At 65.9% G+C, this 25,249-nt stretch carries 20 protein-coding genes; 13 read left to right on the top strand and 7 right to left on the bottom strand.

What is annotated here, in order from left to right; all coding sequences use genetic code 11:
- Positions 1–56 precede the first annotated feature (56 nt).
- Entirely contained in the window at positions 57–1,118 is a 1,062-nt protein-coding gene (gene hemH / locus H0S73_RS06495; protein WP_181051384.1) for a ferrochelatase, read from the bottom strand.
- 147 nt (positions 1,119–1,265) lie between these two features.
- The gene (locus tag H0S73_RS06490) at positions 1,266–3,386 is read right to left on the bottom strand and encodes an HWE histidine kinase domain-containing protein (RefSeq protein WP_181051383.1); all 2,121 of its coding nucleotides are present in this window, start codon (positions 3,384–3,386) and stop codon (positions 1,266–1,268) included.
- 402 nt (positions 3,387–3,788) lie between these two features.
- On the opposite strand from H0S73_RS06490, the gene H0S73_RS06485 reads away from it, so the two are divergent.
- The 3 genes from H0S73_RS06485 (at position 3,789) to H0S73_RS06475 (ending at position 7,335) form a co-directional block, all read left to right on the top strand.
- Complete coding sequence (locus H0S73_RS06485; RefSeq protein ID WP_181051382.1) at positions 3,789–5,318, top strand: bifunctional metallophosphatase/5'-nucleotidase; 1,530 nt, start codon at positions 3,789–3,791, stop codon at positions 5,316–5,318.
- A complete protein-coding gene (gene ung / locus H0S73_RS06480) occupies positions 5,315–6,025 on the top strand; it encodes a uracil-DNA glycosylase (RefSeq protein ID WP_181051381.1) in 711 nt (236 codons plus the stop codon). The genes H0S73_RS06485 and ung overlap by 4 nt, the downstream gene beginning before the upstream one ends.
- A gap of 104 nt (positions 6,026–6,129) precedes the next feature.
- Complete coding sequence (locus tag H0S73_RS06475) at positions 6,130–7,335, top strand: amino acid aminotransferase (protein ID WP_181051380.1); 1,206 nt, start codon at positions 6,130–6,132, stop codon at positions 7,333–7,335.
- 141 nt (positions 7,336–7,476) lie between these two features.
- On the opposite strand, the gene H0S73_RS06470 is transcribed toward H0S73_RS06475, so the two are convergent.
- On the bottom strand, positions 7,477–10,977 hold the full coding sequence (locus H0S73_RS06470) for an indolepyruvate ferredoxin oxidoreductase family protein (RefSeq protein WP_181051379.1): 3,501 nt from the start codon (positions 10,975–10,977) through the stop codon (positions 7,477–7,479).
- Between the two features lie 197 nt (positions 10,978–11,174).
- Here H0S73_RS06470 and H0S73_RS06465 point away from each other — a divergent pair, with 197 nt between their 5' ends.
- Positions 11,175–11,816, top strand: a complete 642-nt coding sequence (locus H0S73_RS06465) for a DUF1007 family protein (RefSeq protein WP_181051378.1) — start codon at positions 11,175–11,177, stop codon at positions 11,814–11,816.
- On the top strand, positions 11,807–12,820 hold the full coding sequence (locus tag H0S73_RS06460; RefSeq protein WP_181051377.1) for a nickel/cobalt transporter: 1,014 nt from the start codon (positions 11,807–11,809) through the stop codon (positions 12,818–12,820). Before H0S73_RS06465 ends, H0S73_RS06460 begins: the two co-directional genes overlap by 10 nt.
- Here the strand turns inward: H0S73_RS06460 and H0S73_RS06455 are convergent.
- Positions 12,817–14,415, bottom strand: coding sequence for a gamma-glutamyltransferase family protein (locus H0S73_RS06455; RefSeq protein WP_181051376.1), 1,599 nt, complete (start codon positions 14,413–14,415; stop codon positions 12,817–12,819). The two genes, H0S73_RS06460 and H0S73_RS06455, sit on opposite strands and share 4 nt — an antisense overlap.
- A 155-nt stretch (positions 14,416–14,570) precedes the next feature.
- Between H0S73_RS06455 and H0S73_RS06450 the strand changes: the two genes are divergently transcribed.
- Positions 14,571–14,759, top strand: a complete 189-nt coding sequence (locus H0S73_RS06450; RefSeq protein WP_181054261.1) for a hypothetical protein — start codon at positions 14,571–14,573, stop codon at positions 14,757–14,759.
- Here H0S73_RS06450 and H0S73_RS06445 read toward each other — a convergent pair.
- The 3 genes from H0S73_RS06445 to H0S73_RS06435 form a co-directional block, all read right to left on the bottom strand.
- Entirely contained in the window at positions 14,756–15,124 is a 369-nt protein-coding gene (locus tag H0S73_RS06445) for a DUF1850 domain-containing protein (RefSeq protein ID WP_181051375.1), read from the bottom strand. The two genes, H0S73_RS06450 and H0S73_RS06445, sit on opposite strands and share 4 nt — an antisense overlap.
- The gene (locus tag H0S73_RS06440; protein ID WP_181051374.1) at positions 15,124–17,418 is read right to left on the bottom strand and encodes a TRAP transporter permease; all 2,295 of its coding nucleotides are present in this window, start codon (positions 17,416–17,418) and stop codon (positions 15,124–15,126) included. Before H0S73_RS06440 ends, H0S73_RS06445 begins: the two co-directional genes overlap by 1 nt.
- A gap of 101 nt (positions 17,419–17,519) precedes the next feature.
- Positions 17,520–18,479: a TAXI family TRAP transporter solute-binding subunit gene (locus tag H0S73_RS06435; protein ID WP_425488174.1), complete on the bottom strand. Its 960-nt coding sequence runs from the start codon at positions 18,477–18,479 to the stop codon at positions 17,520–17,522.
- 155 nt (positions 18,480–18,634) lie between these two features.
- Here H0S73_RS06435 and H0S73_RS06430 point away from each other — a divergent pair, with 155 nt between their 5' ends.
- The 7 genes from H0S73_RS06430 to H0S73_RS06400 all read left to right on the top strand — a co-directional run bounded on the left by H0S73_RS06430 (position 18,635) and on the right by H0S73_RS06400 (position 25,245).
- Positions 18,635–20,212 carry an OpgD/OpgG family glucan biosynthesis protein gene (locus tag H0S73_RS06430; RefSeq protein WP_181051373.1) on the top strand — a complete coding sequence of 526 codons (1,578 nt, stop codon included), beginning with the start codon at positions 18,635–18,637 and terminating at the stop codon, positions 20,210–20,212.
- Positions 20,213–20,272: 60 nt separating this feature from the next.
- Entirely contained in the window at positions 20,273–20,464 is a 192-nt protein-coding gene (locus H0S73_RS06425; RefSeq protein WP_181051372.1) for a hypothetical protein, read from the top strand.
- A gap of 3 nt (positions 20,465–20,467) precedes the next feature.
- On the top strand, positions 20,468–21,214 hold the full coding sequence (aztA, locus tag H0S73_RS06420; RefSeq protein WP_181051371.1) for a zinc ABC transporter ATP-binding protein AztA: 747 nt from the start codon (positions 20,468–20,470) through the stop codon (positions 21,212–21,214).
- A 12-nt stretch (positions 21,215–21,226) separates the two neighbouring features.
- A complete protein-coding gene (locus H0S73_RS06415) occupies positions 21,227–22,093 on the top strand; it encodes a metal ABC transporter permease (protein ID WP_181051370.1) in 867 nt (288 codons plus the stop codon).
- Between the two features lie 22 nt (positions 22,094–22,115).
- The gene (locus tag H0S73_RS06410; RefSeq protein WP_181051369.1) at positions 22,116–23,045 is read left to right on the top strand and encodes a metal ABC transporter substrate-binding protein; all 930 of its coding nucleotides are present in this window, start codon (positions 22,116–22,118) and stop codon (positions 23,043–23,045) included.
- Between the two features lie 151 nt (positions 23,046–23,196).
- Positions 23,197–24,159, top strand: a complete 963-nt coding sequence (locus tag H0S73_RS06405; protein ID WP_181051368.1) for a CobW family GTP-binding protein — start codon at positions 23,197–23,199, stop codon at positions 24,157–24,159.
- Between the two features lie 81 nt (positions 24,160–24,240).
- The gene (locus tag H0S73_RS06400) at positions 24,241–25,245 is read left to right on the top strand and encodes a WD40 repeat domain-containing protein (RefSeq protein WP_181051367.1); all 1,005 of its coding nucleotides are present in this window, start codon (positions 24,241–24,243) and stop codon (positions 25,243–25,245) included.
- Positions 25,246–25,249: the final 4 nt, after the last annotated feature.

The raw sequence follows: 25,249 nt of genomic DNA, 5'->3' as shown, positions 1-25,249 counted from the left end.
CCCCCCGGGCAATCCTGTTGCAGAGGGCTCACGCTAGCGCAAAGAGGTCTAGACTCCTAGATCCATCCCTGAAGCTCGCGCTCCACGATGTGGTTGATCACGCGCATGCCGTCGTCGCTGTCGTTGAGGCAGGGCAGATAGGCGAATTCCTCGCCGCCGTTATGCATGAAGATCTCCCGGTTCTCGCCGTTGAGTTCTTCCAGGGTTTCCAGACAATCGGCCGAGAAGCCCGGCGCCACGATGGCCATGCGCTTCACGCCGCTTTTGGCCAGGGCCTCGACGGTCTTGTCCGTGTAGGGCTGCAGCCATTCCGCCTTGCCGAAGCGGGATTGGAAGCTCATGCGGAACTTGTCCGGGGACCAGCCGAAAGCCTCGCGCATCAGCCGCCAGGTTTTCACGCATTGGCAGTGATAGGGATCGCCTTTCAAAAGGTATTCCTTCGGCACCCCGTGGAAGGACACGAGGATTACCTCGGGCTCGAAGGTGAGGTTCGCCAGCTCCTTCTTCATGGAAGCGACGACCGCGTCGATATAGACCGGATCGTCGTGATAGGGCGGCGAGACGCGGACCGTCGGCTGCCAGCGCATGTCCATGAGGGCGCGGAAGGCTTGGTCGCAGGCCGTGGCCGAGGTCGCCGCCGCATATTGCGGATAGAGCGGCACCAGGAGGATGCGGTCGCAGCCCTGGTCGAGGAGCGCCTGGATGCGCTCGCGCACCTCGGGCTTGCCGTAGCGCATGGCCCAGTCGACCGTCACCTTGTCGCCGGCGATGCTGCGGATGTGCGCCGCCACCTTCTCGGCCTGGTTGCGGGTGATGGTCTTGAGCGGGCCCTCGTCGCGCTCGTTGTTCCAGATCGACGCATAGTCGCGGCCCTTGGGACCGGGGCGCTTGGTCAGGATGATCAGGTTGAGGATGGGCCACCACAGGAGGCGCGGCGTTTCGATGACGCGCCGGTCGGAGAGGAACTCCTTCAGATAGGCCCGCATCGGCCAGTAGCCGGTGCCCTCGGGGGTCCCCAGGTTCAGAAGAAGCACCCCGATCCGCCCGGTTCGAACAGCCGGATGGTCCACCGGGCGCACGCCCTGGCGAAGATCGGTCAGACTCACGCTCTCGTTCATGAAAAGTCCCTTGGCACAGGATCCGAGACACGAATCCCGCTCTCGATGCCGCCTTAGATAGAAGTTTCAGGCAGTTCCGCCAACAGGACGCCTCGGCGCATTGTCAGGATTGCCTGCAAATCGACCTCGCGCGGGGGCGTAGGCGCGTCAGACGCTCATGTCGGGAAACCGCGCCTCCTTGAGCACGGCATCGATGGCCACACGCACCCCCGCCGGTTCGTAATTCGTCTCGACCTTGGCATTGAGCTGAGTGGCCAGCACCCGGTGGAGCAGACGCGAGCCGAATCCCTGGCGCGTCGGAGACCTAACGGCGGGGCCTCCCCGCTCCTCCCAGACGAGCACCAGGCGCGTTCCGTCTTCGGCCGGCCCCGCCTGCCAGGAAATCGAAACCCTGCCCTCGGGAACCGAGAGGGCGCCGTATTTGGCCGCGTTGGTGGTCAATTCGTGGATCGCCATGCCGATGGGCACGGCCGCCTCGGAGGGCAGATCGACTTCGGGGCCGTGGAAGGCGATCCTCTCGGCCGCGGCATCGTTGTAGGGGCGGAGCTCCTTTTCCAGGATCTCCCGCAGGGACGCGGTCTGCCAGACGGCCTCGGTCAGCAGGGAATGGGTGTTGGCGAGCGAGATGATGCGTCCGACGAAGGCCTGGTAGAAGTCGTCGATGCTGAGCGCGGAGCGTGCCGTCGCGCCCACCACCGCCTGGACCGTGGCCAGGGTGTTCTTCACCCGGTGATGAAGCTCGCGGATGAGCAGGGATTGCTGGGTCTGGGCCTGCTTGCGCTCCTCGATCTCGCTCTGCGCGTTGCGATAGAGGCGGCTGTTTTCGAGCGCGATGGCCGCCTGGGCCGTCAGGCCCGCCAGCAGGCGCTCCGAGCGCCGGTTGAACATTCCCGTCCGCTCGTGCCCGAAGACGAGAATCCCGTGGGTCTCCCCCGTGCGCAGAACGATCGGAACGGCCAGGATGCTGCGGATCACAGGGTGGCCCGCCGTGCTGTCCAGCGTGAAGGGCGTGCCGTCATGCCCCTGCTCGACGGCCACGTTGTCCAGGCGGACCGTCCTGCCTGCCAGGAAAGCCGGGGCGCAGATCTCTCGGATGTTCAGGGCGGCGAATGCCTCGCGCAGGCTTGCGGGCTCGAATTTCCCATAATGCTCCCGTTCGCTCTGGGACGCGCCGCAATAGAAGGCGCCGAACCGGGCTTCGGTCAGCTCGATTCCGGCATTGACCACGCTCTCGATGATGCGGTCGATGTCGAGTTCGGCGGCGAGCACGCTGCCCGTGCGGTTGAGGATCTCCAGGGCGGCGGTTTCGGTGCGCAGCTCGCTTGTCCGCAACGCGACCTGCCGCTCGAGGAGCGCCGCATCGGCGGCCTGTTCGTGGAACTGCTCGGAGGCCAGCACCGTCAGGGCGAGCAAGGCCAGAAGAGCGACCAGTGCGAAGGCGCCGTAGAGCCGCGTCTGGACGAACCACGGCGTCCAATAGGCATCCTGGGGCATGCTGACGCCGATATAGAGCGGCATCGCATCGACCTGACGATAGGCTCCCGTGCGCTCCTGGCCCAGGCTGACGAAAGGATAGAGGCCCGCCTGAGAGGAGGAGACCAGCGCCCTGTCGAAGGCGGCCTTGTCGATGGGAGCGAAGGAGAGGCCGTCGGGCGGCGGTGGATGCTGCGCGATGACGGACCCATCGGACGCGCGCATCAGAGCAACCCGGCTGCCCTTCGGCAAGCGGATCTTCGACCAGTAATCGTAGAAATAGGACAGGGAGACGGTCACCGCCGCGATGCCGCCGAACTCCGCGTTTCCATCCTTCAGGCGGCGGCTGATCATGAAGGTGGGCGTCTTCGTCACGCGTCCGACGATCGGTTCCCCGATGTACAATCCTTGATCGGCACTCACCTGGGCGCTGAAGACGTCGCGCCCGGAGACGTCGGACAAGGGTGTCGGAAACCGTTCCGACGTGAGGCGCAGGCGGCCGCTCGAATCGTTGAGCCAGATATCCTCGACGAAAGGCAGCGCGTCCTGAACGGCATGGAGTTGCTGCCACAGAGGTCTCGACGTCTCGACCTCGTCCCAGCCATGACCCTGGACCAGAGCGGCGGCCTGCTTCAAGGTCAGGTCCGTGACCTCCAGAAGCCGAGCCGTATGATCGGCCAGGAAGAAGGCCGCGTTCCGGATGTCGTCCTCGTTGCGCTGGATCAGGCGGTTGCGCTGCTCCCAGGCGATGTAGCCGAAGGTCAGGAGGATGAACACGACACCGAACAGGCCCATGGAAAGGGTCAGCCGGCCCCTCGCACGGGCCCGGGCGCGGCGACGGAGGGCCGTACCGACTTTGGACGGGAGATGTCCTGGATTTCTGGGCTGGGAAAACGGCAACTTCAATTTATGCAACAAAATCTCGTGTCTGCTTGAAAAGTGTCTCCATGCGCGCACGGGAAGGAAAGAGCCGCAAAGGCGGGCAGATTAAGATGCTTCGCGCCGAAATGTCCATGCGTCAAGCAAAGCCGCCGCTGTAGGCGGGCCGAACTCTCCTCGCCCCGATATGTCTCAGGCGAATGTGAACGGATGCATCATGATTGCAGAACGGGCTTGCTCACCCTTTGGGAACTGAGCATTCTGGGCCCGCATAAGAACTCAAAGGGCCCTGCGGCCCATCCAGCAGCGGAACCAGCCATGTTGAAACTATCACGCCGTCATGCCCTCGGGCTCAGCCTCGGAGCCATTCTCTCGGCAACCTTGCTGACCGGACCGAGCCGAGCGCAGACGACCCCGCCCAAGCCCACTTTCAGCCTGCTTCTCGTGAACGACATCTACAAGATGTCCGCTGAGAAGGGGCGGGGCGGTTTCGGCAAGCTGGCCACCATCGTCAAGGAAGAGCGCGCCCGCGGCGTACCGATGCTGTTCGCCCATGGCGGCGACACCTTCTCACCCTCGCTGATGTCGGGCTTCGACCAGGGCGAGCATATCGTCGAGCTGACCAACATGGTCAAACCCGACGTGTTCGTGCCGGGCAACCACGAATTCGATTTCGGCAAGGACATCTACCTGAAGCGCATGGGCGAAGCGAAGTTCCCGTTCTTCGGCGCCAATATCCGCCAAGCCGACGGGACGCCGGTTCCCGGCATGAAGGACAACGCGATCTTCGATCTCGGACCCGTGAAGGTCGGCGTCGTGGGGCTGGCGCTTGCGGAGACCGCCCGTCTCTCCTCGCCCGGCGACCTCAAGTTCCTGCCCGAGCTCGAGACTCTCAAGACGCAGGCCGCTGATCTGCGCAAACAGGGCGCGGACATGATCGTCGCCGTCACGCACACGGACCGCAGCGTCGACAATGCCATCGTGCAATCGGGCGTCGTCGACGTGCTGCTCACCGGCCACGACCACGATCTCATCGTCACCTACAACGACAAGACCGCGATGGTGGAATCCGGCGAGGATGCCCATTACGTGACATCCCTCGACATCACCGCCACGGTGTCCGGCGAAGGCAAGGACCGCAAGGTCTCCTGGACGCCGAATTTCCGCATCCACAACACGGCCGATTACGCGCCGGATGCGGATGTCGAGGCCGTGGTCAAGAAGTACGAGGCCCTTCTCTCCAAGGAGCTCGATGTCGAACTCGGCACCTCCACCAACGCGCTCGACAGCCGCTCCTCCACCGTCCGCTCGCAGGAGGCCGCCATCGGCAACCTGATCGCCGATGCGATCAAGGCCTCGACCGGCGGAGACGTGGCGATCGTCAATGGCGGCGGCATCCGCGCCAACAAGGAATATCCGGCGGGCGTGAAGCTGACCCGACGCGACATTCTCTCGGAGCTGCCGTTCGGCAATTCCACCTCGCTCGTCGCGATCACGGGCGCCGACATCAAGGCGGCGCTGGAGAACGGCGTCTCGCAGATGGAAAACCGCGCCGGCCGCTTCCCGCAGGTCTCGGGACTGAAATTCGAGGTCGACTCGAAGGCGCCCGCAGGTTCGCGCGTGAGCAACATCCTCGTAAACGGCCAGCCCATCGACATGGCCGGGACCTACAAGGTCGCCACCAACAACTTCATGCTCACCGGCGGCGACGGCTATGCCTCCTTCGGCAAGGGCAAGGTGCTGATCGGCGTGACGGACGGCAAGCTCATGGCCAACGAGGTCATGGCCTATGTCCGCAAGCTCGGCACGGTGGATGCCAAGGTCGAAAGCCGCATCGTCATCCGATGAGCGGTCCCGTTGCACAGGCGCTCGCGCATCTACGCGCGAGCGCCTCCGGTTCTCGCGCCTGGACCGCGCTGCCTTTCTTTCAGGAAGGGCATGCCGATGAGGTCGCCGCCAAGGTCGACGCCCGCATCGCCGAGGGCGCGCATGTGCTCCCTCCCCCGGATCTCGTCTTCACCTCTCTTTCCCTCACGCCGCTCGACAGGGTGAAGGTCGTCATCCTCGGCCAGGATCCCTATCCGACGCCGGGCGACTCCCACGGCCTCGCCTTCTCCTATCGCGGCTCTCGCCGGCTTCCGGCCTCCCTGCGCACGATCCTGGCCGAGATGGCCGAGGATTTGGGCGTGCCGATGCCGAAATCGGGCGACCTGTCGAAATGGGCCAGGCAGGGCGTGCTGCTCGTCAACACCGCGCTGACGGTGGAAGCGGGACAGTCCGGAGCGCACATGAAGTTCGGCTGGTCGGCCCTGGTCGATCAGGCGATCGCGGCCGTCTCGGAGCGGCAGCCGGCCGTGGTCTTCCTGCTCTGGGGCGCTCCGGCCCGCAAGCGGGCGGCGCTCGTTGACCGGACGAAGCACCTCGTGATCGAGGCGGGCCATCCTTCCCCGCTCAACCGGCTCAACGATTTCCGGGGTACCCATCCCTTCAGCCGGGCCAATGCCTGGCTGGTCGGGAAGGGTTTGGAGCCGGTCGACTGGCGGCTTGATGCCTGACTTGCCGGAAAGATCCTTGCCGAGAGACCGTCATCGGGGCTAGGTCTCGCCGCAGCGAAGAATGCGGTCGCGCAGATACGGCCGCCACGGGCTTGGAGATCAGCATGACGGAATCCCTCTTCGGACAGGTCGAGGCCTTCGCGGGCGACCCGATCCTTTCCCTCAACGACGCCTTCAAGGCCGATCCCCGGACCGAGAAGGTCAATCTCAGCATCGGCGTCTACACCGACGAGAAGGGCCGCATCCCGGTCCTGGGAGCGGTCAGGACGGCCTATGAGCGGAGCGGCTTCGCCGAGCGGCCTTATCTGCCCATGGAAGGCCATGCGGGCTATCGCGAGGGCGTGCAGAAGCTCGTCTTCGGCGACGGCCATCCGGCCCGGGCCGAGAAGCGCATCGCCACGATCCAGACCCTCGGCGGCACCGGCGCAGTGGGTATCGCGGCCGACTTCCTGGCCAAGCACTGCCCCGGCCGCACGGTGCTGGTGAGCGACCCGACCTGGGACAACCACCACGGCCTGTTCCAGCGGGCGGGGTTCAAGACCGCCACTTATCCCTATTGGGATCGCGCCAACCGCTCGGTGGATTTCGACGGCATGGTCAAGGCGCTGGAAGCAGCCGAGAACGGCTCGATCGTGGTGCTCCAGCCGGTCTGCCACAACCCGACCGGCGTCGATCTCGACGAGCGTCAGCAGGAGGCCGTCACCGACGTGCTGCTCGCCAAGCGCCACATCGTCGTGTTCGACATGGCCTATCAGGGCTTCGGCACCAGCCTCGACGAGGATGCAGCCTTCGTGCGCCGCTATGCTCAGCGCGCAAGCTGCCTCGTGGCCAATTCCTTCTCGAAGAACTTCTCGCTCTACGGCGAGCGCTGCGGGGGCCTGAGCGTGGTCTGCCGCGACGCGGACGAGGCCGAGCGCGTGCTCGGCCAGTTGAAGCTCGCCGTGCGCCGCAGCTATTCGAGCCCGCCGATGACGGGCGGTCTCCTCGTGGCGACCGTGCTCGGCAGCGACGAACTGCGCGCCCAATGGGCCGGCGAGGTCGAGACCATGCGCACCCGCATGGATTCCATGCGCAAGCTCCTGGCCGAGCACATCCGCGCGCTGTCGAATGAGATCGACGTGAGCTTCCTGCTCAACCAGCGCGGCATGTTCAGCTATACGGGACTGAACGCCCAGCAGGTCGACGCCATGCGCGAGCGGGACGGCGTGTATCTCGTCGGATCCGGCCGCATGTGCGTGGCGGGCCTGAACGAGGCGAATGTGCCCAAGGTGGCGAAGAGCTTCGTCGAGGCTTTTCAAGCGCGGGGTTGAGCAAGCCTTTTACACCACGTCATCACCTCCCCGGACTTGATCCGGGGACCCGTGCCGGTGATCTCGATTAGAAAAGCGCAGAGCCTTACATTATCGAGATGGCCGGGACAGGCTCGGCCATGACAAGGAAAGGTTCAGCCGTCACTCCGCCGCCGCAGCCATCGGCTGCGGCCCGGCGCGGAACCTGGCGAGGAGGTCCGCCTCCTCCGCCTTCGCGGCTTTCAAGTTCCGCTCCTTGATGTGACCGAAGCCGCGAATCTTCTGTGGAATGGCGGCAAGTCCCACCGCCGCCGCATGGTTGCCGGCATCGAGCTTCGCGACGATCTCATCGACCAGCGTTTCGAAGTCGCGGATCAGCTGGCGCTCCGTGCGGCGCTCGTGGGTATAGCCGAAGACGTCGAACGGGGTGCCGCGGAGCGATTTCAGGCCCGCGAGAACGCGGAAGGCCTTCATCATCCACGGCCCGAAGCTCATCTTCTTCGGCAGGCCCGTGACCGGATCCCTCTTGGCGAGCAGCGGCGGCGCGAGGTGGAACTCGTAGCGCAGGTTGTCGCCCTCGAAGGCCGACGCGACCTGCTTCTCGAAATGACCGTTCGTGTAGAGACGCGCCACCTCGTACTCGTCCTTGTAGGCCATGAGCTTGAACAGAGAACGCGCTGCCGCATCGGCAAGCGCAGTCGAGCCCGGCACGGTTTTGTCTTCCGCTGCGCGGACACGCTCGATGAGGCCGCGATAACGGCGTCCGTAGCGTTTGCTCTGGTACCCGGAGAGGAACGCCACACGCCGCTCGATCACCTCGTCCAGGGTCTCGGACAGCTTGCGCGATTCCGTCGGGGCCTTCAGCTCGCTCATCATGGCGGCGATCAGCTCGGGCTCGGCTGCCGCCCGGCGCCCCCAGGTGAAGGCGGCGAGGTTCATCTTCACCGCCTCGCCGTTGAGCTCGATCGCCTTCTCGATAGCGGCGCCAGAGAGCGGAACGCGACCGGCCTGGTAGGCATAGCCCAGCATGAACATGTTGGCCGCGATGGCATTGCCGAGAAGCGCGGTGGCAATTGCCGTCGCGTCGACGAAGGACACGCCCTCCTGGCCCGCCGCCGACCGGATGGCGCGTTTCAGGCGCTCGGTCGGAAGCGAGAAATCGGCATTGCGGGTGAACTCGCCCGGCATGACTTCCGCCGTGTTCACCACGAGTGCGGTCTGCCCATTCTTCACGGAGGCCAGCACCTTCCTGGTGCCCGTGACCACGAGATCGCAGCCGAGCACGAGATGGGCCGAATCTGCGCTCACGCGGATGGCGTGGATGTCGTCCTGGTTGTTGGCGAGCCGCACATGGCTGTAGACCGCCCCGCCCTTCTGGGCGAGGCCCGCCATGTCGATCATGCCGAGGCCCTTGCCTTCGAGATGGGCCGCCATGCCGAGAATCGCCCCGATGGTCACGACGCCCGTTCCGCCGATGCCCGTGACGATCACGTTGAAGGTGCGGTCGATGGCGGGGATTGCCGGATCGGGCAGTGGCTTGAACGCCATGCCGTCCGTCGGCACCGTCTCGGGAACGGCCTTCCTGATCTTGGCTCCGTGCACCGTCACGAAGGACGGGCAGAAGCCCTGGACGCAGGAGAAGTCCTTGTTGCAGTTCGACTGGTCGATCTGGCGCTTGCGACCGAACTCGGTCTCGACCGGCTGTACGGCAACGCAGTTCGACTGCACCGAGCAATCGCCGCAGGCCTCGCACACGAGATCGTTGATGATCACGCGCTTGTCCGGATCCGGGAACTCGCCGCGCTTGCGGCGGCGGCGCTTCTCGGACGCGCAGGTCTGGTCGTAGATCATCACCGTCACGCCGGTAACCTCCGCGAGCTGGCGCTGCACCGCGTCGAGCTCGCTGCGGTGATGGATCGTCATGCCGGACGGCCAGCGGATCTCCTTCGGGTATTTGTGCGGCTCGTCGGTGACGAGGGCGATGCGCTCCACGCCCTCCTCGCGCACCTGACGGGCGATCATGTCGACGGTGAGACCGCCCTCGTGCTTCTGACCGCCGGTCATGGCGACCGCGTCGTTGAAGAGGATCTTGTAGGTAACGTTGGTCTTGGTGTGGATCGCCCAGCGCAGGGCCAGGACGCCCGAATGGTTGTAGGTGCCGTCGCCGAGGTTCTGGAACACGTGGCCGCGCTTGGAGAACGGCGCCTCGCCGATCCAGTTCGCGCCCTCGCCGCCCATCTGGGTGAACCCCTCCGTGGAGCGGTCCATCCATTGCACCATGTAATGGCAGCCGATGCCCGCATAGGCACGCATGCCGTCCGGCACCTTCGTCGAGGAATTGTGCGGGCAGCCGGAGCAGAAATGCGGCACGCGGGTGGCGACGTCGCCGGTCGTCGTCAGCACCTCCTGCGCATGGCGAAGCCGCGCCACGCGCCCGCGCAGATCGTCGTTGTTGTGGTACGCGAGCAGCCGCTCGCCGATGACGATGGCGATGTCGTTGGGATCGAGCGCGCCCTTCACGGGGAAGAGCCAGCGGCCCTCCTCGTCCTTCTTGCCGATGCAGAGCGGTTGGTTGGCGGTGCCGTAAAGCTCCTCGCGCAGCTGCACCTCGATGAGGGAGCGCTTCTCCTCGACCACGATGACCTTGTCGAGCCCGCGCGCGAAATCCGCGAGTTCGGTTTGCGACAGCGGCCAGGGACACGCGACCTTGTAGAGGCGAAGGCCCATGTCGTTCGCCTTCACCTCGTCGAGCCCGAGCTCGTCGAGGGCCTGGCGCACGTCGAGATAGGACTTGCCGACCGTGATGATACCGATCTTCGGATTGCGGCCGCCGGACAGGACGATGCGGTTGAGATTGTTGGCGCGCACGAAGGCCAGCATCGCGTCGCGCTTGAAGTCCTGCAGCCGCGCCTCCTGGTCGAGCACGCCGTCGCGGTTGCGAATGTTGAGGCCGCCGGGCGGCATGGTGAAATCATCCGGGATGACGATCTTCACGCGGTCGAGGGAGGAATCGACGGAGGCGGTCGATTCGATGTTGTCCTTCACGCATTTGAACGCCACCCAGGTGCCGCAGAAGCGGCTCATGGCGTAGCCGTAGAGGCCGTAATCCAGGATTTCCTGAACGCCCGCCGGGTTCAGGATCGGGATCATCACGTCGACGAAATGGAACTCGGACTGGTGCGCGACGGTGGAGGATTCCGCCGTGTGGTCGTCGCCCATCAGGGCGAGCACGCCGCCGTGCCGGGAGGAGCCGGCCATGTTGGCGTGGCGGAACACGTCGCCGGAGCGGTCGACACCGGGGCCCTTGCCGTACCAGAGGCCGAACACGCCGTCATATTTGCCGTCGCCCCGGATTTCGGCCTGCTGCGTGCCCCAGACGGCGGTCGCCGCGAGTTCCTCGTTGAGGCCGGGCTGGAAGACGATGTTGGAGGCGTCCAGCCACTTCCGGGCACGCCAGAGATTCTGGTCGAGGCCGCCGATGGGCGAGCCGCGATAGCCGGAGACGAATCCCGCCGTGCTGAGGCCCGCCAGCCTGTCCCGCTCACGTTGCATGAGCAGCATCCGGACGACCGCCTGCGTGCCGGTAATGAAAACGTGATCCTTGGAGAGATCGTATTTATCGTCGAGCGTGACGTCGCGGAGCGCACCATGACGGTCGGCCATTACCCGTTATCCTCCTGGAGCCTATCGCTCCGCTGCCGGTGATCCGGTCTTCTTTTGTGAATATGTCAGCAATGCTGACATATCTTCCGGAGGCCGTCAATCGAGCGCCTTCGTTTCGCCTCCGTTAACCATGAAACCCTCATACCGCTCTCAGGGTCCCGGCTTTTGGCCGGACGTCATTGTTCCAAGGTCGACGCATGACACGCCATCTCGGACTGATATCTGCCCTGGCGGCTTTGAGCATGGGCCTGGCTTCACCGGCCCTGGCACATCCCCATGTGTGGGTGACGGCCAAGGCGGAGGTCGTCTTCGCGCCCGACGGCAAGGTGACAGGCGTGCGCCATCACTGGACGTTCGACGAGGCCTATACGGCTTACGTCACGCAGGGACTCGACAAGGACAACGACGGCAAGCTGACGCCGGAGGAGCTGCAGGAACTCGCGGACGAGAATGCCGCCTCCCTGAACGAGTTCGAGTATTTCACCGTGCTCAAGGCCCGCGGCAAGCCGCAGAGCTTCGACGCACCGCGCGAGGCCCGGATGAGCATGGAGAAGAAGCAGGTCGCCATGTCGTTCTTCCTGCCGCTCAGGGCGCCTGTGCCCCCCTCTGGAGCCGTATCCATCGAGATCGAGGACCCGACCTTTTTCGTCTATTTCAGCCTGTCGGAGGGCCAGGCCGCCATTTCGCTCGCCAACGCGCCGCAAGGCTGCGTGACGACCATCGCGAAGGCGAAGCCGCTCGATGCCACCATGCAGCAGATCCTGCAGAGCGAGGGAGCCATCCAGCCGCAGGATATCGGCATCGAATATTCCAACCGGGCCATCATCGCATGTCCCTGACGTCCGACACCCCTGCCCTTCCGAACCCCGGCCGAGCGCCGCTCGCGCGAAGGCTCGGCCTGATGCTCGCGGCCATCGCGGTCATCGCCTTAGGCATGGGGCTGATCGGCCTGTGGCTCGGCCCGGTCGGCAAGCCGCCGCCGCGCAATCCCTTCGGCATGGGCCTGCGGGAGGCGACACCTTCAGGCAGCATCGGCGCCTGGATCCTGTCGGTGCAATCCGGCTTCTATGCAAGCCTGCAGGCGGGCGTGCGCCAGATGAAGGAGAACGGCTCCGCCCTCTCCTCTCTCCTGCTCGTCGGCTTCGCCTACGGGGTGTTCCATGCGGCCGGACCCGGACACGGCAAGGGCGTGATCTCGGCCTATCTCGTGGCCGACGACAAAGCCCTGAGAAAAGGCTTCGCCCTGAGCCTGGCCGCCGCCCTCGTGCAGGCGCTGGTCGCCATCGGCATCGTGTCGATCGTCAACCTCGTTCTGCGGGCGACGGCCTCCACCATGAACAAGCTCGCCATGAACGTGGAGCTGGCAAGCTTCGTCGCCGTGGCCCTGCTCGGCGCCGTCATCACCTGGCGCAAGGCCGGCAAGGTGCTGGGCGTCATGGCGCTCGCCCGCAATCCCTATGCGGCCGTGCAGGAGGATTGCGACCATGTCCACATGCCGCCTCCGCAGGAACTCAGCCGCCTGACCCGCTGGCGCGACATGGCGGGCGTGGCGGTCGCCGCCGGGATCAGGCCCTGCGCGGGCGCCCTCATCGTCCTGGTCTTCGCCCTGTCTCAAGGCGTCTTCGCGGCCGGCATCGCGGCGACCTTCGCCATGGCGCTCGGCACGGCGCTCACCACCGGGGCCATCGCGGCGCTCGCGGTCTTCTTCAAGGCCATGGCCCTGCGGGTCGCCGGCGGACGGGGGGCCTCGGGGGCCATCGCCATCGCGGGGCTCGAACTCCTGGCCGCCGCCTTCGTGCTGGTGCTGGGCGTGAGCCTTCTCTACGGATTGTGGGCAGGTTAGAGCCCCAGCGATCCGCCATCCGAGCGCGGATCGTGCACAGCCTCGACGCGCCCGTTGCGGGAGTGCTTCACCAGCATCCCCGCATGACCGAAGCGTCCGGAATAGGCCTCGTCGATCTCCTCGATGCGATGGCCGAGCCGCGATAGGCCTCGGATCAGGCCAGGGTCGAAATGGCTCTCCACCTTCAGGACGGCCTCGCGCTCGCGTGGCCGTGCATCGAGCAGCCAGCGTGGCGCCTCCACGGCATCCGCCAATCCCATCCCGGCCTCCGCGTAGCGCGAGAAGATCTGGCTGAGGAACTGAGGCTGGGTCTCGCCCCCCATCGCCCCGAAGGACAAAACCCGCCCATCGTCGAACACGGCCATGGCCGGATTGAGGGAATGGAGCGGCCGGTGGCCGGGCTCGAGCCGGTTGCGGCTCGCAGGATCGAGCGAGAAGGCCGTGCCGCGATTGTGCCAGAGGACCCCCGTCGCCGGGAGCAGGCAGCCGGAGCCATAGGCCCAGAACACGGACTGGATATAGGACACGGCGAGCCCGTCGCGATCGATCGCCCCCATCCAGATCGTATCCCCGTCGATGGGACGCGGCAGCGGAAAGGAGACGGCGCACTTCATGTCGATGAGGGCGGCCTCCCTCTCCAGCGCCTGGGGCGTCAGGAAGGAGGCCGGGTCGTGAACGAGGTTGCGGGGGTCCGCGACCACCCGATCGCGGAGGGAGAAGGCGCGCTTCGCGGCCTCGATGAGGGCATGATGATGCTCCGGCGTCTCGGCCCGAAGCCCCTTGAGGCGCTCGACCATGCCGAGGATCAGCAGGGTGGCCAGTCCCTGGCTCGGAGGCGGCAGATTGTAGACGGTGGAGGTCTGCAGCCTGACCGACAGGGGCTCCACGACCCGGGCACGATAGGTCTCCAGATCCTTACGGGTAATGGGCACGCGGATCCGCTCCAGATCGAGGGCGATTTCCCGCCCGACATCCCCACGGTAGAAATCGGCCAAGCCCGCATGGGCGAGTTGCTCCAGGGTGTCGGCGAGGCGCGGCGTCCGCCTCTGCGTCCCCTGCGGCGCTCTCCGGCCGTCGACCAGAAAGGCCTCGGCGAAACCGGGAACCTCATAGAGGGCGGCTTCCTCGCTGGTCACGAACCGCTCTTCGGAGCGGGAGACCGGGTATCCATCGCGGGCATGACGAATGGCATCTCCGAGCAGCAGATCGAGCGGCATCTGCCCACCGAGCGCTTTGGAAAGCTCCAGGGCCAGCCCCCATCCACTGACCGCACCCGCCACGGTGAGCGCCGAATCCGGTCCGCGCGGCGGGACGGCGTCATAGCCCTTCTCCCGGTACCGCTTGATGGTTGCGAGCGAGCCGGCGGGCCCAGACGCATCGAGGGCATGAATGCGCCCCCTCGGCTCGCGCACGAGCCAGAACCCGTCGCCGCCGATGCCGTTCATGTGCGGATAGACCACCGCAATGGTGGCCGCCATGGCCACCATGGCCTCGATGGCATTGCCGCCCGCTGCCAGGATGGTCTGACCGGTCTCGGCGGCGAGCGTGTGGGGGGCCGCGACGGCGGCGGTCGAGAAAACGGGAGTTTCAGCCATGGTCTCTTGAATGCGAGGCGCGACAGAATGAGATTCGGTGAGAACTTGCACCCGAGGGGGCGTTTAGGGTAGTCCCCTTACAACAACTGGAGTTAGCAGAAGTGGCTCAGGCGAAAAGCACCAACTGGCGCAACGTGATCACCATCGTGAGCATCATGGTTCTGGTCGGCGCGGAGGTTTTCGGCGTCGCGATCGCCGCCGGCTGGGCCATCGCGGGCCTGTTCGAGCTCGGGGAGCATGTCGGCTATGCCCTCATGGTCCTGTTCAGCCTGTTCGCCGTCTACGCCCTGGTCCATCTCTGGCGCCGCTGCGTCTCGGCCGAGCCGCTGACCGGGCGGGCTTAAGGCTTCTCACACGCCCTCATGACGACCGGATCGGCCGCGGGCGGCACATAGGCGTCCATCGGGCGGCACCGGCCCGCGATGCAGATCCGCCAATCCGCCGTTGCGCCCGAGCGGCGCATGACCACCTGGGCCTGCGGCGGCAGGCTCGGCTTCCATGACCAGACGCCGTGGGCGAACGTGGCTTCGGGCGGCGGCTCCATCCCGGCGCCTGATCCGCGCACCCGCGCCTCGACGAGTTCGAGCCCTGCCGGCGTCGAGCGCCAATCCTCCTCCCAGACGATCTTCTCGACCGAATGCGTCCAGGCGAGCGTGATCGCGCCCGCCATCAGGGGCGCGATCGTGGAGCCGGCGAGCAGGCAGATCATCAACCGACGGCGGGCTTGGCAACCCGGCGGGACCTCCAGAAGTGGAAGCCCAGGACGAGGGCCGCCAGAGCGAAGCCGACCTCGTCGGTCACCGGCAGCGCCAGGACCAGGAAGGCCGCCGCCACCGCCGCGGCAAGCCGCTCCCACCAGGGCATCTTCGTGCCGAGATAACCCACCGAGGCCGCGCCCCAGAGCAGGACCGCAAGGCCCGCCTTCACCACCATGTAGGCGACGTTCGCCCAGAAAGCGGCGCCGGTGAGACCGGGCACGGGCTGCATCATCAGCGTCGGATCGTAGACCGCCATGTAGGGAATGACGAATCCGGGCAGCGCGATCCGCAGGGCCGCGAAGCCGATCCTGAAGCCGGACGCCTTGGCGATGGGTGCCGCGGCGAAGGCCGCGAGCGCCACCGGCGGCGTCAGGTCCGCCATGATGCCGAAGTAGAACACGAACATGTGCGAGACGATGAGCGGGACGCCCAGGGTCAGCAGCGCCGGAGCGGCCAGCGACGAGGTGATGATGTAGTTCGGGATCGTCGGGATGCCCATGCCGAGGATCAGGCTGACGACCATCGTCAGGACCAGCGATGCGATGAGCGAATCCTTTCCGATGGACACGACCCAATTGCCGAAGATCGTACCGATGCCGGTGAGCGTCATCGTGCCGATCACTATGCCGACGACCGCGCAGGCGAGACCCACGGGAAGAGCCTGGCGGGCGCCATCGGCCAGCGCATCGCGGCAAGCCCCCAGCGTCTCGGGCCCGCCACGGACGAACAGGCTTACGAGGACCAGGAGGGCCACCAGAGCCAGGACGAGCGTGACGCCGATCCACAGGAAGGTGCCGGCGATCAGGCCGAGCCCGACCCAGAAGATGATGCGCGCGGTCTGGTTCAGGATGCCGAACGCGAAGGAGCCGGCCAGGATGAGCACAACCGTGAGCGCCAGGCCGATGGAGCCGGCGAAGAGCGGCGTATAGCCGGAGAACAGCAGGTAGACGAGAACGGCGAGCGGCAGGATGAGGTGCCACTTCTCCTTGAGAGCCCGCGCGGCGCTCGGCAGCTCCGACCTTGGGAGGCCCCGCAGCCCGGACTTACCGGCTTCGAGATGCACGGCGAGGAAGGCGGAGGCATAATACAGGATGGCCGGGATGATCGCGGCCTTGACGATCTCGACATAGGGCACGTCGATGGTCTCGGCCATGATGAAGGCAACCGCGCCCATGACCGGCGGCATGATCTGCCCGCCCATCGAGGCGGTCGCCTCGACGCCGCCCGCGAATTCGGAGCGATATCCGAAGCGCTTCATGAGCGGAATCGTGAACTGCCCCGTCGAGACCACGTTGGCGACGCCCGATCCGGAGATCGTTCCCATCAGGGCGGAGGAAAAGACCGCGACCTTCGCGGGCCCGCCGGTGGCGCTCCCGAACAGGCCCATCGCCACATCGGTGAAGAGCTGGATCATCCCGGCGCGCTCGAGGAAGGCGCCGAACAGGATGAACAGGAAGATGTAGGTGGCCGAGACCAGGGTCGGCGTGGCGTAGAGCCCCTCCGTCCCGAAGGACATGTGCTCGATCACCTGCTCCAGGGAATAGCCGCGATGGTCGAAGGGTGCCGGCAGATAATTGCCGAACAGGCAATAGGCGAGGAACAGGCCCGCCACGATGGGCAGCGCCGGCCCCATGACGCGCCAGACGAGATAAAGCAGGATCGCGATGGCCGCGATGCCCACGATCATGTCGCCCTGGGTGAGTTCGCCGGCGCGCACCAGGAGCTCTTCGTAAAGCCCCCAGTGATAGAGGCCGATGCCGAATCCGGTGAGGCCGACGATCCAGCCGAGTGCCACGGTGGCGGGGCTGCGGGCCTTGTGGTTGGCCAGCATGGCGCCCGCGACGAGGCTCAGGAACCCCACATGGATCGCACGCACCACCTGGCTCGGCAGGCCGCCCGGGAACTTGAGGATGAGCCCGTAGGTCACTGCGAGCGTGATCAGGGCCAGCACCCCGCCGATGACGCTCCGGCCCTGGAGGTGGAGGAAGACGAGCCAGCCGGCCCAGGCCACGAAGGCCGCGCCGATCAGATGAATCAGCGAGAAGCTGGCGAAGAACGGCCTGTCGAGAGGGATGCCGAAGGCGGTGACGATCTGGAAGGTGGAGAAGGCCACCGCGATCCAGAACAGGAGCTTGCCGAGAAGGCCCGCGCCGAAATTCTCCGGGAGACCGTGCTCCGGGTTCGCTACCGGCGTCGACGGCGCCTCCAGCGTTGCGACCTCAGATGCGTTCACACCCTGACTCATGGCGTGGTCTCTCCTTTAGACTAAAATTTCTTGGCATGAAAAAGCCGGAGCAGTTCACCCGCCCCGGCCTGGATGTAAATCATCCGAAGGGTTTAGGAGCCTTATTTCTTCACGCCCTTCTCATCGAAATAGCGCTGCGCGCCCGGATGCATCGGGACGGGCATGCCGGCGAGCGCGCTCTCGAGCTTGATGTCCTTGGCGGCCGCATGGGCCGCGGCAAGCTCCGGCAGGCTCTCGTAGATCGCCTTGGTCATCTGGTAGACGGTCTCGTCCTTCACGCCGGAATGAGTGACCAGGTAGTTGACGACGGCGGCCGTCTGGACGGGAGCGGTCTGGCCGCCATAGGTGTTGGCCGGGATCGTGGCCTTGATGTAGGGCGTGCCGACCTTCTCCACGACGGCGGCCGGGATCTCCACCACGACGATCGGCACCGACGTGGACAGATCGCGGATCGAGGAGACGCCGAGACCGGCCGATTGCAGGGTGGCGTCGAGCTGGCGGTTCTTCATCAGCTCGACCGATTCGCCGAAGGGCAGGTATTCCACCTTGCCCAGATCCTTGTAGGTCAGGCCCGCACCCTGAAGGATCGCCCGGGCATTGAGCTCGGTGCCGGATTTCGGCGCGCCGACCGAGAGGCGCTTGCCCTTCAGGTCCGCGAGCGACTTGATGCCGGATTCCTGCGTCGCGACGATCTGGATGTAGTTCGGGTAGATGGCCGTGACGCCGCGCAGCTTGTCGAGCTTGCTCTTGAAGCCGGCTTCCTCGTCGCCCGCCCAGCCCATGGCGAGGCTGTCGCCGAGGGTGAAGCCGATCTCGCCCTTGCCCTGCTGCAGGAGCGTAAGGTTTTCCACCGATGCCTTCGTGGCCTGGACCGACGGGCGGGAACCCTGGACCTTCTCGGTGAAGATCTTGGAGAGAGCGACGCCCATCGGATAATAGACGCCCGAGGTACCGCCGGTCAGGACGTTGATGAAATCCTGAGCCTGGGCCGGAACGCTGGCGCCCGCAAGCGCAATGGCGGCCGCTGCGCCGACGACGCGGCGCATGACTGTTCGATACATGGCGTACTCCCTAAGTTGAAGGCCTGGCTGTCGCTGTGCCTGTGTGTGGGCCAACATTGACCGCTGACGAAGATTTCTCAAGAGGCTAAGAGGGACTTAATCCTGCCACCTTGGTCGGTAGGGGTGCGTCCTTCCACAGACACATGCGCTTATCCATGATCAATCGCCGCCGCTTTCTCCAGACCGCAACCGCCACGGCCGCCCTCGCCGCGCAGGGCTTTTCAGGAGCCGCCCTGGCCCAGCAGGGCCTGAAGATGGGAATTCCCTCGCCCTTCTCGTTCGAGGCCTTGAAGAAGCGGGCGCAGGACATGGCGCGCTCGCCCTATGTGGCGCCGCAAAGCCCCTCTCCCGAGGTGCTGGCCCAGATCGATTACGACGCCCACGGCAAGATCCGGTTCAAGACCGACCTGGCGCTCTGGGCCAACGGTCCCAGCGAGTTCCCCGTCACCTTCTTCCATCTGGGTCGCTTCTTCCAGAAGCCGGTGCGCATGCACGTGGTCGAGGGCGGCCAGGAGCGCGAGATCATCTACGACAGCGACTATTTCGACATGCCGGCGGATTCACCGGCCCGGAAGCTGCCGGACAATTCGGGCTTCGCGGGCTTCCGCTTCCAGGAATCGCGCAACGGCAAGCTCGATTGGAAGAAGAACGACTGGGTGGCCTTCCTCGGAGCCTCCTATTTCCGGGCCATCGGCGAGCTCTATCAGTACGGCCTCTCCGCCCGCGGACTGGCCGTGGACGTGGCCGTCTTCGGGAAGAACGAAGAGTTCCCCGACTTCACCCACGTGTATTTCGAGACCCCGAAACCGGGCCAGGATACGGTCACGGTCTATGCCCTGCTCGACGGCCCGAGCGTCGCCGGCGCCTACCGTTTCATCATGCAGCGGGCGGCGGCCGTCATCATGGACATCGATGCCGCCGTCTTCATGCGCCAGGACGTGAGCCGCCTCGGCCTCGCGCCCCTGACCTCCATGTACTGGTACTCGGAGAAGTCGAAGACCACCGCCATCGACTGGCGCCCGGAGATCCACGATTCCGACGGGCTTGCCATGTGGACCGGCACCGGCGAGCGGATCTGGCGGCCCCTCAACAACCCGCCGCGCATCATCACCTCGGCCTTCGCGGACGAGAACCCGAAGGGGTTCGGCCTGCTCCAGCGCGACCGGAACTTCGACCATTACCTCGACGGCGTCTATTACGACCGCCGCCCCTCCCTCTGGATCGAGCCGCAGGGCATCTGGGGCCGGGGCTCCATCCAGCTCGTGGAGATCCCCACCGACGACGAGATCCACGACAACATCGTGGCCATGTGGGTGCCGGCCGAGCTGGTGCGCGCAGGCCAAGCCATCGAGCTTCGCTACAAGATGCACTGGTCCGCGGAGGAGCCCTATCCGACCCCGCTCGCCCGCGTGGTCGCCACCCGCCTCGGCAATGGCGGGCAGGCCGGTACCGTGCGGCCGAAGGGGGTGCGCAAGTTCATGGTGGAATTCCTCGGCGAGCCCCTGACCAAGCTGCCGAACGGCGTGATCCCACGGCCCGTGCTGACCGCCTCCCGGGGCGAGTTCTCGAACATCCTCACCGAGGCCGTGCCCAACAACGTGCCCGGCCACTGGCGCACCCAGTTCGACCTGACCGTCAACGGAACCGAGCCGGTGGAAATGCGCTGCTACCTGCGCAACGAGAACGAGGTCCTGAGCGAAACCTGGCTCTACCAATACCACCCGGCGTTCTGACATATCCTATATAAACCATATGGTTGATGGGGGCGTATAAAATACTATACGCCCCTGGAAATGGCTGCCGACCCGGTCTATGTAGAGGCCATGTCGCATGGCCATCACCATCATCATCGCTCCCACGGGCAACGGGCAGTCGCCGCCGCTCCGACCTTCTCGCTCCTGCGCCTCTCGGTCGGGCAACGCCTGGCCGCTACGGCCGTTGCGGTGGCGGGGTTATGGATACTGGTCCTCGCGGTGATGGGGTAACGCATGTCCGCAGCACCGGCCGCCATCCGTTTCGATGAAGTAACCCTGGGTTACGGCCGCAGGCCCGCCGTGCACCACCTCGACGGGGAGATCCCGGCCGGCTGCCTGATGGCCGTGGTCGGGCCCAACGGGGCCGGCAAGTCCACCCTGCTCAAGGGCATCGTCGGCACCCTCAAGCCCCTCGAAGGCCATATCCGGTGCCAGGCCTCGCGGGGCATCGCCTACCTGCCCCAGGCCGCCGAGATCGACCGCTCCTTTCCGCTCTCGGTCTACGATCTCGTGGCCATGGGCCTCTGGTCCCGCTCCGGCCTGTTCGGCGGCATCTCCCGGCAGGACCGCACCGGGATCGACGACGCGCTGGCGGCCGTGGGCCTGACCGGCTTCGAGCGCCGTCCGATCTCGACCCTGTCCGGCGGACAGATGCAGCGGGCGCTCTTCGCGCGCCTGCTGCTCCAGGATGCTCCCGTGATCCTGCTCGACGAGCCGTTCACGGCCATCGACGCCAAGACCACGGCCGACCTGCTCGATCTGGTGCGCCGCTGGCATGCGGAATCCCGCACCGTGGTCGCCGTGCTGCACGATCTCGACATGGTCAGGCGCGCCTTCCCGCAGACCCTGCTGATCGCCCGCGAACCGGTGGCCTGGGGCGAGACGATCGAGGTTTTGAGCCCGGAGAACCTCCTGAAGGCCCGGCACATGGTCGAGGCCTACGATCCGCACGCGGATGTCTGCCACCGCAACGTCGCGTGAGGAATCCAATCCATGCTCGACCTGTTCTACACACCGTTCTCCGAATTCGAGTTCATGCAGCGCGCCCTCGTGGGCGTGATCGCCATCGCGCTCGGCGGCGGGCCCGTGGGCGTCTTCCTGATGCTGCGCCGCATGAGCCTGACCGGCGACGCCATGGCCCATGCGATCCTGCCCGGCGCGGCCGTGGGCTATCTCGTGGCCGGTCTCTCGCTTCCCGCCATGACCATCGGCGGATTGTTCGCGGGCGTGATCGTCGCGGTCGCGGCGGGCCTCGTCTCCCGCTTCACCTCCCTGAAGGAGGATGCGTCGCTGGCGGCCTTCTACCTCCTGTCCCTGGCGCTCGGCGTCACCATCGTGTCGCTGCGCGGCTCGAACGTGGACCTGCTCCACGTGCTCTTCGGCACCGTGCTGGCCCTCGACGACCACACGCTGCTGCTGCTCGCCTCCATCTCGACCATCACGGTCCTGGCGCTCGCGGTGCTCTACCGGCCGCTCGTGCTCGAATGCGTGGACCCGGTCTTCCTGCGCTCCGTGAGCCGCGCCGGCACGCCGACGCACCTGATCTTTCTCGGGCTCGTCGTGATGAACCTCGTCGGCGGCTTTCACGCGCTCGGAACCCTGCTCTCCGTCGGCATGATGATGCTCCCCGCCGCCGCCGCCCGCTTCTGGACGAGCGACATCACTTTGATGATGCTGGCCTCCGTCCTGATCGGCATCCTGTCCGGATTGTGCGGTCTCCTGCTCTCCTTCCACGCGGAGCTGCCCGCCGGGCCGGCGATCATCCTCTCGGCCGGCGCCGTCTACGTGATGTCCCTCGTGCTCGGGCGCGAGGGCGGCCTGCTGTGGCTCGCATGGCCCGGCAGGCACCTGGAAGCCTGACCCCTTAAAAGGATCAAGATTCATGCTGACGCGAAGAGCGGCCTTCTCCCTTCTGGCAGGAGGCCTCACCCTTGCCGCATCGTCGCTGCCGGCGGCGGCGCAGAATGCCGAGAAGCTGAAGGTCGTCGCGACCTTCTCGATCCTCGGCGACATGGTGCGCAACGTCGGCGGCGAGCGGGTCGAGGTCACGACCCTCGTGGGCCCGAACGGAGACGCGCATGTCTATTCCCCGACGCCCGCCGACGGGCGGCGCCTGTCCGAGGCGAAGGTCGTCTTCACCAACGGCTTGAAATTCGAAGGCTGGATCGATCGCCTCGTGAAATCCTCCGGCACGAAAGCCGTGACGATCGAGGCCGCCCAGGGCATCAAGCCCCTGTCGGGCGAAGACGACGGCCATGGGAAGGAACGCGATCACGGCCATGGGGGCGCCGATCCCCATGCATGGCAGAGCATCGGCAACGCAAAGATCTACGTGGCCAATATCCGCGACGCCCTGATCGCCGCCGACGCGACCGGCAAGGCCGCCTACGAGGCCAATGCCGCCTCCTACCTCGCGCAGCTCGACGCGCTGGACGCGGAGGTGAAGAGCCTCGTCGCCAAGATCCCCCCTGAGCGCCGCAAGCTGATCACCTCCCACGACGCCTTCCGCTATTTCGAGGCAGCCTACGGCATCGACTTCGTGTCCCCTCAGGGCGTCTCCACGGAGTCGGAAGCCTCCGCCAGGGACGTGGCCAGGATCATCCAGCAGATCAGGCGCGAGAAAATCACCGCCGTCTTCGTGGAGAACGTCTCCGACGCCCGCCTGATGGAGCGCATCGCCAAGGAAACCGGCGCGAGGATCGGAGAGCGGGTCTATTCCGATGCGCTCTCGGACGAGAACGGCCCCGCTGCCACTTACATTGATATGATGAGACACAATATAAGGGCTTTCAGCGCGGCCCTGTCGCGCTGAAAGCCCTGATCGCTGCGGCGCTTGGTGTCATTCCCGGCGAGCGCAGCGAGGGAAGGGAATCCAGGTAAGGTGACCCACCTGCGCCTAGATCCCCTTCCCGGCCTGCCAAGCAGGCCGCCGGGGATGACACCCAATTTTTCTGGAAGCTCCGATGACCGACAAGATTCCCGTCACCGTCCTCACAGGCTATCTCGGCGCCGGCAAGACCACCCTTCTCAACCGCATTCTCACCGAGCAGCACGGCAAGAAATATGCCGTGATCGTCAACGAATTCGGCGAGATCGGCATCGACAACGAGCTCGTCGTCGGCGCCGACGAGGAAGTGTTCGAGATGAACAACGGGTGCATCTGCTGCACCGTGCGCGGCGACCTGATCCGCATTCTCGACGGACTGATGAAGCGCAAGGGCAAGTTCGACGCCATCATCGTCGAGACCACGGGCCTCGCCGACCCCGCCCCCGTGGCCCAGACCTTCTTCATGGACCAGGACGTGTCCGACACCGCCCGCCTCGACGCGGTGGTGACCGTGGCCGACGCCAAGTGGCTGTCCGACCGGCTGAAGGACGCCCCGGAGGCGAAGAACCAGATCGCCTTCGCGGACGTGATCATCCTCAACAAGATCGATCTCGTCTCAGAGAAGGAGCTGGAAGAGGTCGAGGCGCGGATCCGCGCCATCAACCCCTACGCCAAGGTCCACCGCACCCAGAACTGTGCGATCCCGATCTCCGAGGTGCTCGACCGCAAGGCCTTCGACCTCGACCGGATCATCGAGATCGAGCCGGACTTCCTGGAGGAAGGCCATCACCATCACCACGACGAGGACATGCAGTCCGTCTCCGTCGCCATCGACGGCGAGGTGGATCCGGAGAAGTTCATGCCCTGGATCTCGAACCTCACCCAGGTCGAAGGACCGAACATCCTGCGCTGTAAGGGCATCGTGGCGTTCCCGAACGAGCCCAAGCGCTTCGTCTTCCAGGGCGTCCACATGATCCTGGACGGCGACGTGCAGGGCGAGTGGAAGCCCGGCGAGAAGCACACCTCGAAGGTGGTCTTCATCGGCCGCGACCTGAACGAGAAGGCAATCAAGGAAGGATTCCTGGCCTGCGCGGCCTGACGGCTGAGGAATCGGACCCGCAAGTGGTGTCCCCTGGCGGGTCCGATGCTATATGGCAGCGCGCATGAAGGAATCGCCTCGATGAGTACTGGAACCGCCCCGTCCTTGACCCAGAACGTGACGCCTCTCGCGGCGGGCGCACATGTCACGGCCGTCGGATGGCTGAAAGGCACGGCCGCCTTCGGCCTCGGCGACGGCGGCGTTCTGCTGGCCAAGGAGGGCGAGAGCCATCGCGTCGAGGCCCATCCGGACGCCGGTGTGCTGGTGGCGGCAAGCGACGGCGAGCGCTTCGTCACCGGCGGAGACGACGGTCGCGTGGCGGTCACCGGCTCCGATGGCTCGACGAAGACCCTGGCGGAAACCAAGGGCGCCTGGATCGACTCGCTCGCCGTCAGCGCGGGCGGCGCCTTCGCCTACGGGGTCGGCAAGCGCGTGATCGCCCGCGACGACAAGGGGCGGGAGAAGACCCTCGAGGTTCCCTCCGCGGCTCGCGGCCTCGCCTTCGCGCCCAAGGGCTACCGGCTGGCGATCTCTCATTACAACGGCGCGACGCTCTGGTTCCCCAACGTGGAAGCCAAGCCCGAATCCCTGGAATGGAAGGGCTCCCATCTCGACATCACCTGGTCGCCCGATGCCCGCTTCGTGGTGACCTCCATGCAGGAGAACGCCCTCCACGGCTGGCGGCTCATCCCCGACAAGGGCCATATGCGCATGAGCGGCTACCCGTCGAAGACGCGCTCCTTCTCCTGGTCGGGCGACGGCAAATGGCTCGCCACCTCCGGGGCCGAGGCGGCCATCATCTGGCCCTTCGAATCGAAGGAAGGCCCCATGGGCAAGGCGCCGCGGGAATGCGGCGTGCGCCCGGCCAAGGTCAGCCGGGTGGCCTTCCATCCGAACACCCTCGTGCTGGCGGTCGGCTACGAGGACGGCTGCATCCTGCTCATCCGTCTCAACGACGCCTCGGAGCTTCTGGTCCGCCCCGCCGTCAAGGACAGCGGCATTACGGCCATGGCCTGGGACAAGGCTGGCCGGCGCCTCGCCTTCGGCTGCGAGGACGGCCAGGCCGGCATCCTGACCCTGCCGTGAGGTC

The organism is Microvirga mediterraneensis (assembly GCF_013520865.1).
GTDB lineage: Bacteria > Pseudomonadota > Alphaproteobacteria > Rhizobiales > Beijerinckiaceae > Microvirga > Microvirga mediterraneensis.
The sequence above is the reverse complement of the archived record's forward strand: the minus strand, read 5'-3'. Positions and strand labels throughout refer to the sequence as shown.